12 protein-coding genes are annotated in these 11,769 nt (G+C 37.4%); 8 read left to right on the top strand and 4 right to left on the bottom strand.

Features of this window, described 5'->3' with window-relative positions; all coding sequences use genetic code 11:
• Positions 1 to 2 precede the first annotated feature (2 nt).
• From HHL20_RS12170 to HHL20_RS12160, 3 genes are all read left to right on the top strand, one after another.
• Positions 3 to 380: a DUF4296 domain-containing protein gene (locus HHL20_RS12170; protein ID WP_169231460.1), complete on the top strand. Its 378-nt coding sequence runs from the start codon at positions 3 to 5 to the stop codon at positions 378 to 380.
• A 7-nt stretch (positions 381 to 387) separates the two neighbouring features.
• Positions 388 to 1,521 carry a tRNA guanosine(34) transglycosylase Tgt gene (tgt, locus tag HHL20_RS12165; protein WP_169231459.1) on the top strand — a complete coding sequence of 378 codons (1,134 nt, stop codon included), beginning with the start codon at positions 388 to 390 and terminating at the stop codon, positions 1,519 to 1,521.
• 108 nt (positions 1,522 to 1,629) lie between these two features.
• Positions 1,630 to 2,739, top strand: coding sequence for an LptF/LptG family permease (locus HHL20_RS12160; protein ID WP_169231965.1), 1,110 nt, complete (start codon positions 1,630 to 1,632; stop codon positions 2,737 to 2,739).
• Here the strand turns inward: HHL20_RS12160 and HHL20_RS12155 are convergent.
• Entirely contained in the window at positions 2,733 to 3,449 is a 717-nt protein-coding gene (locus tag HHL20_RS12155) for a biotin--[acetyl-CoA-carboxylase] ligase (RefSeq protein ID WP_169231458.1), read from the bottom strand. The two genes, HHL20_RS12160 and HHL20_RS12155, sit on opposite strands and share 7 nt — an antisense overlap.
• A gap of 86 nt (positions 3,450 to 3,535) precedes the next feature.
• On the opposite strand from HHL20_RS12155, the gene rsfS reads away from it, so the two are divergent.
• The 5 genes from rsfS to HHL20_RS12130 all read left to right on the top strand — a co-directional run bounded on the left by rsfS (position 3,536) and on the right by HHL20_RS12130 (position 8,205).
• On the top strand, positions 3,536 to 3,904 hold the full coding sequence (rsfS, locus tag HHL20_RS12150; RefSeq protein ID WP_169231457.1) for a ribosome silencing factor: 369 nt from the start codon (positions 3,536 to 3,538) through the stop codon (positions 3,902 to 3,904).
• Positions 3,905 to 3,919: 15 nt separating this feature from the next.
• Positions 3,920 to 5,932 carry an ATP-dependent zinc metalloprotease FtsH gene (gene ftsH / locus HHL20_RS12145; protein ID WP_169231456.1) on the top strand — a complete coding sequence of 671 codons (2,013 nt, stop codon included), beginning with the start codon at positions 3,920 to 3,922 and terminating at the stop codon, positions 5,930 to 5,932.
• Positions 5,933 to 6,066: 134 nt separating this feature from the next.
• The gene (locus tag HHL20_RS12140; RefSeq protein ID WP_185194814.1) at positions 6,067 to 6,648 is read left to right on the top strand and encodes an LUD domain-containing protein; all 582 of its coding nucleotides are present in this window, start codon (positions 6,067 to 6,069) and stop codon (positions 6,646 to 6,648) included.
• A gap of 26 nt (positions 6,649 to 6,674) precedes the next feature.
• Positions 6,675 to 7,547, top strand: coding sequence for a phosphatidate cytidylyltransferase (locus HHL20_RS12135; protein ID WP_169231455.1), 873 nt, complete (start codon positions 6,675 to 6,677; stop codon positions 7,545 to 7,547).
• Between the two features lie 4 nt (positions 7,548 to 7,551).
• On the top strand, positions 7,552 to 8,205 hold the full coding sequence (locus tag HHL20_RS12130) for a phosphatidylserine decarboxylase family protein (RefSeq protein WP_169231454.1): 654 nt from the start codon (positions 7,552 to 7,554) through the stop codon (positions 8,203 to 8,205).
• 158 nt (positions 8,206 to 8,363) lie between these two features.
• On the opposite strand, the gene HHL20_RS12125 is transcribed toward HHL20_RS12130, so the two are convergent.
• The 3 genes from HHL20_RS12125 to HHL20_RS12115 form a co-directional block, all read right to left on the bottom strand.
• On the bottom strand, positions 8,364 to 8,708 hold the full coding sequence (locus HHL20_RS12125) for a DUF1801 domain-containing protein (RefSeq protein ID WP_169231453.1): 345 nt from the start codon (positions 8,706 to 8,708) through the stop codon (positions 8,364 to 8,366).
• A 14-nt stretch (positions 8,709 to 8,722) separates the two neighbouring features.
• Entirely contained in the window at positions 8,723 to 10,561 is a 1,839-nt protein-coding gene (locus tag HHL20_RS12120; RefSeq protein ID WP_169231452.1) for an ABC transporter ATP-binding protein, read from the bottom strand.
• A gap of 157 nt (positions 10,562 to 10,718) precedes the next feature.
• Positions 10,719 to 11,639: a M28 family peptidase gene (locus tag HHL20_RS12115; RefSeq protein ID WP_169231451.1), complete on the bottom strand. Its 921-nt coding sequence runs from the start codon at positions 11,637 to 11,639 to the stop codon at positions 10,719 to 10,721.
• Between the last annotated feature and the right edge of the window lie 130 nt (positions 11,640 to 11,769).

Below are 11,769 nucleotides of genomic sequence, written 5' to 3'. Positions count from 1 at the left end.
TGATGAAAAAATTGATCTTCTTTTTTGTACTGATATCTTTGCTTTCTTGCGGAGATTATATCGATAAGCCTAAAAATCTTTTACCAGAAGATAAAATGGCTGAAATTATGGCAGATCTGGCCATTAATGATCAGGCAACTTTCATGTACCCGAATTCAAACCTGGAAGCAGGGACGAGATATGTTCTTAAAACACATAACGTAAAATCAGCTGACTATGTAGAAAGCTTCAAATACTATGTAGTAAAGGAAAAAATGAACGGAATCGTTGAAGATGCACAGGAAATATTATTGAAAAAAGATCCGAAAGCTGAAAAATATGTAAAAGATAAAATGAGCAAGACAGGAAACACTGAAAATCTTCCTCCTTTATCAAGATAATTATAAGATGCAAAAGTTTTTTACCATAGAAAAAACCTCTGAGGGAAAGGCAAGAGCGGGAGAACTTACCACAGACCACGGTAAGATCCAGACCCCGATTTTTATGCCGGTTGGAACGGTAGCAAGTGTAAAAACGGTTCACCAAAGAGAATTAAAAGAAGATATAAAAGCCCAGATTATTTTGGGAAATACCTATCATTTATACCTTCGTCCCGGAATGGATACCATGCAGGAAGTGGGAGGGCTTCATAAATTCATGAACTGGGAGCTTCCCATCCTTACCGATTCTGGAGGCTTCCAGGTGTTTTCATTGGCGAGCAGCCGAAAAATGTCTGAAGAAGGCGCAAGATTCAAATCTCATATTGACGGAAGTTACCACATGTTTTCTCCGGAAAAATCTATGGAAATCCAAAGACAGATCGGAGCCGATATTTTCATGGCTTTTGACGAATGTGTGGCGTATCCATGCGAATACAACCAAGCTAAATCATCCATGGAGCTTACACACCGCTGGCTGAAAAGATGTATTGAATGGACGGAAAATAATCCCGAATTATACGGACACAAACAAAGACTTTTCCCTATTGTTCAGGGATCGACCTATTCCGACTTGAGGAAAATTTCCGCACAAGTAATTGCAGAAGCCGGCGCAGAAGGAAATGCCATCGGCGGACTTTCCGTAGGCGAACCCGAAGAAGAAATGTACAGAATAACCGATGAGGTTACTGATATTTTACCAAAAGAAAAACCAAGATATCTAATGGGAGTGGGAACTCCGTGGAATATTCTGGAATCAATAGGTCTGGGAATCGATATGATGGACTGTGTAATGCCAACAAGAAATGCCAGAAATGCGATGCTTTTCACCTGGAAAGGGGTGATGAATATGAAAAACGAAAAGTGGAAAAAAGACTTTTCGCCACTGGATGAGTTTGGAACAAGTTTCGTAGACAGAGAATATTCAAAAGCATATGTAAGGCATTTGTTTGTCTCCAAAGAATACCTCGCGAAACAAATTGCGTCTATTCATAACTTGGCATTTTATCTGGACTTGGTAAAAGTCGCAAGAGAACATATCTTAGCAGGAGATTTTTATCAATGGAAAAATTCGGTTGTTCCGGTTCTCCGTCAAAGGCTTTAAAAATGAATCCGAAACGAGAGTCCTGAAGGGACGGCCTAAAGTAGAATAGGATAAAAACCTGTTAAACATAGAAATCAATTAACAACGCATTAAAAAAATAAAATAATGCTGAAAATTATAGACAGATACATTGTAAAAAAATACCTTGGGACTTTCAGTTTCATGCTGATTTTGCTGTCTATTGTTGTTTTGGTAATTGATGTTCAGCAGAAAATCCCAAGGATTGAAAACGCGACAGCGATTGATCCGAAACTGAACCTTACATATTTTTTAGTTCACTTTTATCCTTTTTGGATCGTCAATCTTGTGATGACATTTCTTTCTATTCTTGTCTTTATTTCTGTGATTTATTTCACTTCCCGAATGGCAAATAATACGGAAATTGTCGCCATTATAAGCAGTGGGGCAAGTTTTCACAGATTTGCAAGACCTTATTTGCTGACATCGCTATTTATTGCACTAATCTCTTTGGGCATCAATCATTTTGTACTTCCATGGGCAAATATTCAAAAAAATCAGCTGGAAGCTTATACCTACAATGCTGCCAATAAGGAAAAAGTTTTGGGTACGGCTCCTGTTTCCGCCCAGCTCAGCAAAACGGAATATATTTTTATCAACTCATGGAATAAGCGTGAAAAAAGAGGGTCAGGATTTGCTTACCAGAAGTTTGATAAAAACAGGAAGCTGGTATATGAGCTTAAAGCTTCAGATGCTTCCTGGGATAAGGATAAAAAAGTTTTTGTCCTGAATTCATACACCGAGAAGACTATTAATAAAGATGATACCGAAAAACTATCAAATGGTTTTGATTTAAAGAAAAGTTTTGGACACAATCCCGATGAGCTCTTCCCCAATGAATTGCTGGGGCAGAACAAGACAACCCCCGAACTTTTAAAATTTATCCAAAGAGAAACGGAAAAAGGAAACAGCAATTTGAATGCCCACCTGAACGAACTTTATCAAAGAACATCCATGCCCGTTTCAATTGTGATCCTTACTTTTCTGGCGCTTTCCCTTTCGTCACAGAAAAAGCGGGGCGGATTGGGAATTAATCTGGCCGTGGGTATTTCTTTGGCGTTTGTCTTTGTTTTTTCATTTGAGGCACTTAAAGTAGTTTCAGAGAATAAGAGCATGTCACCGGCTCTTGCCATGTGGTTTCCGAATATGGTGTTTTCTCCTCTTGCTCTGTTTCTGTACCTGAAAAGGGCCAATCAATAAAGGAGTTTTATTTCCTTATGATAGAAGGATTGTAACCCGTCGTTTTCAAGATCAATCCAGAGATTACCGTTTATGTCAGCATTTTTAATGATGCCATTTTGTCTTTTTTCATTAAGCTCAAAAACAGAAATTTCATCTTTTCTGAATAAACCGGCGTTAAACCGGCTCAGAATTTCATCTTCAGAAGGAATTATATTTAACTTTTCAACGAGAAAATCATGAAGCGCAATAGTGAATTCATTAAGGTTAAAATGCTTACCTGTCTGTGTTAAAATAGATCCCGCGTTCGATATTTCATCAAATTTTTCCTGGAGAATATTAAAACCGGCTCCAATAATAAAATAATTATTCTGATTAATTTTTTTCTTTTCAATTAAAATTCCTACGATTTTTTTATTTTTAAGAATAATATCATTAGGCCATTTTATTTTCACAGGATTATCAGTCAAATTGGCAAGGAAATCGCGGATTATGATTGCGGTATAATAATTGAACAGGAAATCAGACACCGGAAAATTTTCCGTCTTTACAGCAAGAGTATAGGCTAAATTTTTTTCAGCAGCAGCTGACCATGTATTTCCGTACTGGCCACGGCCTTTTGTTTGATGAAATGTATGAAGCGCAATAAAATCAGAATTTTCATAAAGTAAAAACTTTGAAATTTCGTCATTAGTAGAAGAACATTCTTTCAGGTAGAATAGTTGACTCATTTAAGAAAACTTTAAGACTTTCGGGGGTTAAAAGTAAGGCTAAAGTGAAAGAAAAACAATAAATTTGCAGATTATAGTATTTTTTAATGAATAAAACAGCAGAAAAACAAGAATTATTAGATAAAATCGTTGAGGCAATCCAGGATGTAAAAGGAGAAGACATTATGATCTTCGATCTTTCAAACATCGAAAACTCTGTCGCAGAGACCTTTGTGATATGCAGCGGAAACTCAAACACACAGGTAGCCGCATTAGCGGGTGGTGTTGAAAAAAAGGTGAGAAACGAGCTTAAAGAAAGACCTTGGCACGTAGAAGGAACGGAAAATGCAATGTGGGTGCTGGTAGACTACGTTTCCGTAGTAGTACATATTTTCCAGAAACAAGTACGCGAGTACTACGATATAGAGGAGCTCTGGGGTGATGCAGTCATTACCAGAATCGAAAATGAATTTTAATTTTAAAAAGTATAAATGAACAATAAAGGATTTAACTGGTTTTTTCCGATTGCGATCATAGCTCTTTTGTTATTTTTTATTCCTAATTTTTTAGGTGATAATAGTGCAAAAACTATTGATGAGGATGGTTTCTTTAAAGAAATGCAGGCAGGAAAAATCCAGAGAGTTTTAATAGATAAACAAGCCCAGAAGGCTGACGTGTTTTTAACACAGGCTGCTAAAACAGCTACCGTAAAGAAAGACGATAAAGCAAACCCTTTTTCAAGCCTATCAATGGCTCCGAAAGCAGATTATACGCTTAAATACGGAGACCTGAGATTATTCCTTGAAAAATTTGATGCTCTGAAACAGCAAAACCCTCAGATTGCGACATCTAAGGATTATGCAGAAGGTGAAAGCCCGTTGATGAGTATTCTTATTCAGGCACTAATCTGGATTACTATTTTAGGATTATTCTATTTCCTTCTTTTCAGAAGAATGGGAAGCGGAGGTGGCCCTGGAGGTCAGATTTTCTCTATCGGGAAATCAAAAGCCAAGCTTTTTGACGAAAAAGAAAGAATTCAGGTGACCTTCAAAGATGTTGCAGGACTGGAAGGTGCAAAAGAAGAAGTTCAGGAAGTCGTAGATTTCCTTAAAAATTCAGAAAAATATACGAAACTGGGAGGTAAAATTCCTAAAGGTGTACTATTGGTAGGGCCTCCGGGAACTGGTAAAACGCTATTGGCAAAGGCTGTGGCGGGTGAAGCCAAAGTACCTTTCTTCTCACTTTCAGGATCAGATTTCGTAGAAATGTTTGTAGGAGTAGGTGCATCCAGAGTAAGAGATTTATTTGCTCAGGCTAAAGCGAAATCACCGGCAATTATTTTCATAGACGAGATTGATGCTATCGGACGTGCGAGAGGAAAGAATAACTTCTCAGGCGGAAACGACGAAAGAGAAAACACGCTGAACCAGCTTCTTACGGAAATGGACGGTTTCGGAACAGATACCAACGTTATTGTAATGGCTGCAACCAACCGGGCGGATATTCTTGATAAAGCATTAATGAGAGCCGGACGTTTCGACCGTTCGATCTATGTAGATCTTCCTGAATTGCATGAAAGAAGACAAATCTTTGATGTGCATTTAAAGAAAATCAAGCTTGATGACAGTGTAGACCGGGAGTTTTTAGCAAAACAGACTCCGGGATTCAGCGGGGCGGATATTGCTAACGTATGTAACGAAGCGGCATTAATTGCAGCGAGAAACAATCATACTTCAGTTACAAAACAGGATTTTCTTGATGCGGTAGACCGTATTATCGGAGGTCTAGAAAAGAAAAACAAAGCCATCAAACCATCTGAAAAGAAAAGAGTGGCTTATCATGAAGCAGGACACGCTACCATCTCCTGGTTGGTAGAGCACGCATCACCACTGTTAAAAGTAACTATTGTTCCGAGAGGGCGATCTTTAGGGGCAGCATGGTATTTACCTGAAGAAAGACAGCTTACAACTACTGAGCAGATGCTTGATGAAATGTGCGCGACTTTAGGAGGTAGAGCTGCAGAACAGGTTATTTTTAATAATATCTCAACAGGAGCTCTTTCTGATCTCGAAAGTGTAACGAAGAGAGCACAGGCAATGGTTACGATCTACGGATTAAGCCCGAATATCGGTAATATTTCTTATTATGACAGTTCAGGCCAGTCTGAATACAACTTCGGGAAACCTTATTCTGAAGAAACAGCAAAGAAAATTGATATTGAAATCAAAGGAATTATTGAAACTCAATATGACCGCGCTGTTCAGATTCTGACAGAAAATAAAGATAAGCTCGATGCGCTTGCCAACAAACTTCTTGAAAAAGAGGTGATTTTCAGAGAAGATCTTGAAGAAGTGTTCGGAAAAAGAGCATGGGATCCGGAACTGACAGAAAAACCTGTTACGAATACCATTCCGGCAGCACAGCAGCCAAACGAAGAAATTATCATTAAAGATAAAGAGGAAGATAGTGAAATTCAGGCACCTGAAAGTCCTACCCAAATCTAAAAATCTTTTTAAATAGATTAAGAAAACCTGACAGTCTCTGATTTGTCAGGTTTTTTCATATTTATCGGCACGTTTTTAGATTTCTATATGATAATTTTATATTTTTGTATAAAGCGTCTAAAAAATAAATTAAATTGAATTTGTTCAAAAGGATTGTAAGCAAACTTACCAACCAGCCGGAAGAAGAAGAAAAACCAAGTCTGGAGAAATTAGGAGACTCGCTTAAAAATGCGGATCTTGATTATAAATTTGCCCAATTGTTTACGCATTCAGGAGGATTTTTCAATTACTGCGCAGATGAAGCAGAGGCATTACAGACTCTACATCAGATTATCAAAATAGAAGGTATCAGCAATGTATTCTGCTGGGACAAAGATCTTCAGAATTTCTTAAATGTTGTAAAAACATCTTATACTCCGGAACTGCAAAGTGATAATGATGCAAGTTTCATCACCTGTGAATATCTCATCGCTTATGACGGAAGAATTATGCTTTCGCACAATAATATCCTTCATTACCATTCGTCAAGGCTGCCTAATAAGATTATTGTGATGGCCAATGTTTCACAGATCGTGAACAATCTCAATGATGCAATGGGAAAAATCAAAAGAAACGGGAATATCAAAAACCTTACTTCCATCAGCGGAGCACAGTCGAAGCTGGATACTTCTTCCAACAGCAATACCAAACTGTTTTTATTGTTGCTTGAAGATTAGGCATCAACGTTATAAATTTTAAAATCTTGGACAAAAATCTTATTCAAAGAACGATATCAGGAATTGTATATATAGCAATTATCATTCTTTGCACAACACCGCTGGGTGCACAGCTGATTAACAGTATAAGTCCTGACCTTGTACAGCAGGAATACCTCTATTACGGACTCATTACATTTCTTTTGGGAGTAAGCTCTTGGGAATGTTTTAAAATCATGAAGTTTGGTAACGGCTATGAAAGATGGGTGGTTCTTCCACTGATTATCTTTGTTTTTTACGTTTTTTCCAAACGATATTTCCACTTCGATTTCTTTTTTGATTTCAGGTTCAGTGAAATTCTGGCGCTGCTTTTAATAGTCATTGCTGTGGTCACTTTATTTAAATATCCGAATGAGTTGTACTACGACAGTGGGAAACTCATTTTTATGGTCATTTACGTGGCGCTGCCATTTAGTTTTGCATTAGGTTTGCCAAAATTTTCAAGATTCGACGACAGGTTTTCTCTGGAAGTTCTTTTCCTTTTCATTTTAATATGGAGCAGCGATACTTTTGCGTATTTAACGGGAAAGTTCTTCGGAAAACATAAAATGGCTCCTAAAATTTCCCCTAAAAAGACTTGGGAAGGATATATAGGCGGAGTTGTGCTTACATTGGTATTGTCCTACTTTATTGAACATTATCATCCGGATCTTCGAGGAAACTGGATGGTCGTAGGATTTCTGGTAGCTGCCTTTGCTCCTGTAGGAGATCTTGTGGAAAGCCAGCTGAAAAGAAACTTCGGAGTAAAAGACAGTGGAAACATCATTCCTGGACATGGCGGCGTATTAGATCGGCTTGATAGTTTTTTAATCTGCGTTCCTGTCGTATATTTGTACTTTATATTAGAAAAATTTATATAATCTCATGAAATTACACAGAGAATCAAAAGGAACCATCACTGTTGCCTCCTTATTGTTTATCATTTTGAGTGCACTGGCCATTTATTTTCTTGAAATGTGGTCACTGGTGATCATTCTGCCTTTATTGGTTGTTTACAGTCTCGTATTCTGGTTCTTTAGGGTTCCAAACCGGGATATTCTGGAACACAGGGAAAATGTAATTGCCCCGGTAGACGGAAAGGTAGTAATGATAAAGGAGGTGGAAGAGGATGAATTCATAAAAGGAAAAGCAATTCAGGTTTCCATATTCATGTCTCCGCTTAATGTTCATATCTGCAGATATCCTGTTTCGGGAAAGGTAATCTATAAAAAATATCATCCGGGAAAATATCTTGTAGCCTGGCATGAGAAATCTTCTACAGAAAATGAAAGAACTACGGTCGCTGTAGAAAGTCTTACCAATCACAAGGTCGTATTTCGCCAGATTGCGGGATATGTAGCCAGAAGAATTGTTTTCTACTGTAATGAGGGAGATGATGCCAAAGCAGGTCATGAATTCGGGTTTATAAAATTCGGTTCAAGGATGGATGTCTTCTTACCGTTGGATACGGAAATCATCTGTAAAATAGGTGATGTCACAAAAGGAGGTCTGGATGTGATTGCAAGAATGAAAGAATAATATTACTTACATATAGTAAAGGCTGTTTCGGTAGAATCAGCCTTTTTTATTTGGTTTAAATGAATGAAGAATTTGCATCAATAGGGACGGGCTTTAGCCCGTTTACAATTAAATATAATTCACCTGGCTTTAGCTTAAATTTTATTTAATAAAATACGTTAATAAAACTTTTTAACTTCATCTATCAAGTTCAGAATCACATCCAATGGTAAATCTTCATCTAGATCAATTAGCAGTATCTTAAATTTTTTCCTGCCTTCCTGAAGTAATTGCGGATGATCGAGCCTGTCGCCGTGATAAAAGCTGATGTAATAACATTTGTGCTTTTTGCTGAAATTAAAATAACACAGCATTTTCTTTTTGTATTTGAAAAAAGGTAATCTAAAGCTGAATGTTTCCGTGATGTTTTCCGCATCAGATTCCAGAATTTTTTTTCGCAGAAAAAGAAGAGTACTTCTTGCAGGCTCATTAAGTCTGTAGAAATACTCTTGTATAGGATTCATTTGTTTAGATAAGTTTAATCGAAATTTTGCAGTTCCACCAGCTTGTTGTACATCCCTTTTTTGGCGATAAGATCATGGTGTGTTCCCTGTTCTACAATATCTCCTCTTTCCATTACCACAATCCAGTCGGCTTTCTGAATGGTTGAAAGACGGTGTGCAATAACGAGAGAAGTTCTGTTTTCCATCATTTTTTCCAGAGCATCCTGTACAAATCTTTCAGACTCAGTATCCAGGGCCGAAGTTGCTTCATCCAGAATCATGATCGGAGGGTTTTTCAATACAGCCCTTGCTATCGAAACCCTCTGTTTCTGACCTCCGGAAAGCTTTCCTCCATCGTCCCCGATATTAGAATCATATCCATCTGGGAACTGCGAAATGAATGTGTCTGCATTGGCTATTTTTGCGGCAGCAATTACTTCTTCTCTCGTAGCATCGGGTTTGCCCATCAGGATATTATTATAAACAGAATCATTAAACAAAACTGATTCCTGGGTAACCATTCCTAAAAGCTTCCGGTATTCCTTTAGCTTTAAATTTTTGACATTAACTCCGTCAATTAATATTTCCCCTTCAGAAACATCATAAAACCGCGCTAAAAGATTGGCAATAGTCGTTTTCCCACTTCCGCTCTGTCCAACAAGAGCCACTGTTTTCCCTTTTGGAATGCTCAGTGAGAAATTTTTAAGGATGGTGTGGTCTTTATCATAATAAAAACCAATATTATTAAATTCGATAGATTGATTAAGAGTGGAAATGCTTACCGGATTCGGAGCTTCATCAATTTTCACGTCAGCATCAAGGATTTCAAGAACTCTTTCCAGAGAAGCTTCTCCTTTCTGAACATTTGAAATAGACTGGGATAAACTTTTCACCGGAGGCAATATCTGGAAGAAAATTCCTAAGAAAACAAGAAAATCTGCAGGAGAAATACTCTGTTCTACAATAATCTGTTTTCCTCCGTACCATGCGATAATTAAAAACGTCACAGAACCTAGAAACTCGCTCATCGGCGAGGCCAGCTCTTTTTTTCTTCCCAGTCGTATGGAGCTGTTGATCCATCGCTGCATAGACTGCATAAACCGGCTGTCCATTATTTTTTCTGCACTGAAAATTTTAATGACTTTCGTGGATTTCAGGGTTTCATCTACAATAGAAAAAATATTTCCCATTTCGTTTTGCGCTTCATGAGAATCTTTTTTAAGGCTCTTTCCGATCAGGGCAATCATTGTTCCCATCACCGGTAAAACCAGAAGTGAGAAAAGCGTCATTTCCGTGCTTAAAAAGAATAAAGTTACCAGTGTGCTGATCAGCATAAAAGGAGCGTTAATGAGCTCTACAAGGCTCCCAAGAATGTTTCCTTCCACTTCTCCCACATCATTGGACATTCGGGACATAAGATCACCCTTTCTGCTTTCCGTAAAAAAGGCTACGGGAAGAGAAAGTATTTTCCTGTACATGGCTCCCCGAAGATCTTTGGTAACACCTACTCTGTAATTGATAAGTAAAAAAGATCCCAGATACCTGAAAAGATTTCTTAACAGGAACATGAAGGCTGTAACTACACAAAGCCATGCCAAAACATTAAGAGCTCCATATTGAGTTACCAGACTCTGAACATAATAATTGGCGTATTCTTTTGCGTAAGAAAAAAAATCGAGGATTTCACCTGAATATACCGGTGCTGTTTTGTATTTTTTAGCTTCTATAGTTCCGAAAAGCATTCCCAAAACTGGCAGAATTGTCCCTAAGGAAGCAATCTGAAATACAGAATACATAAGATTGAAGAATAAACTTCCGTAAATGTATTTTTGATGAGGTTTTGCGAACTTAAGTATTTTAATATATTGATTCATTCAATGAAAAAATTGGATAGCAAAATTACATAATTTAAATGATAAGACGTTTTTAAAGGTCTTTTACTTTCTTTAATATGTTTTAATTCCGGAGTTTTTGTTACAATATTTTATGAAAATAAAGAGCCACCTCGTCCCGGTGGCTGTATATAAGGGGTCAGAATTTTACAGTATCATTATATTTAGGGCTGAAATTCTTAGGAGACAGTTTTTCAAGTGTTTTTCCGAAATTATTGATGATCTGGGTAAGATTGTCAAAATCTACAACGTTAATGTCATCGCTTTCATTGTGATAGTGAATCGCTTTTGTCATATCAACTGTGGAAAAAGAATGGGCAATAATTTTCTTTTTTACAAAGCTTACATTATCCGAACGGTAAAACAACTGCTGTGCAGCGTAAGGATCCGGATTGATTTTAAGTCCGTTTGCAGCATTTTGATTAAACAGCTCATCAAGATCAGAGAATTCATCACCCGTCATAAAAAGGGCGTTTATCCCGAAAGCTGATTCTGTTGCCACCATTTCAAAATTGAAAAGAGCAGTCAGGTTATTGTAGATATTATCCAGGTTTTTATCCGTCGAAATCGCCTTTGATCCGAGCATACCTTTTTCTTCGCCGTTAAATGCCATAAAGACCATTGAAAATTCAGGTTTTTTGTTTTTAAAATAATCAGCAATTCCTACAAGTGTTGTGATTCCGCTGGCGTCATCATCGGCTCCGTTATAGATATTATCTTTTGGATTATTGCTGGTTCCGATATGGTCAAAGTGCCCGGAAAAGCCTAAATACTTATCTGTTTTCCCTTTTTTAATCCCACAAACATTATATGCTGTTTTGCCTTTGTAGGTGAAAGGGACCAGAAAGGAACTTCCTGTGCAGTACTCTAAATTATTTTCCTTGAAAAGTTTGGCAATATAGTTCGCTGCGTTTTCATTTTCCTGAGTTCCGATTTCACGGCCTTTCATTTCATCTGATGCCAGTGTTGAAAGAACAGTCTTAATTCTTTCTTTGGAAACTTCCTGTGCAAAGGAAAATATTGAGAACAGTGAAAAGGTAAGATAGGTTAGTTTTTTCATGTAATAAAATTTATAGATAATCTGTCGCGGGTTAAAGAGAAATGTTGCATTTAGTTTTAGAATTAATTTTACTGGAAGTAACCTATACCATACTGCAGAAAAATAATTAAAATAAAAAAACAGCTCCTAA

Source organism: Chryseobacterium cheonjiense (genome assembly GCF_012927265.1).
GTDB lineage: Bacteria > Bacteroidota > Bacteroidia > Flavobacteriales > Weeksellaceae > Chryseobacterium > Chryseobacterium cheonjiense.
This window is presented reverse-complemented; position numbering and strand designations above follow the sequence as displayed.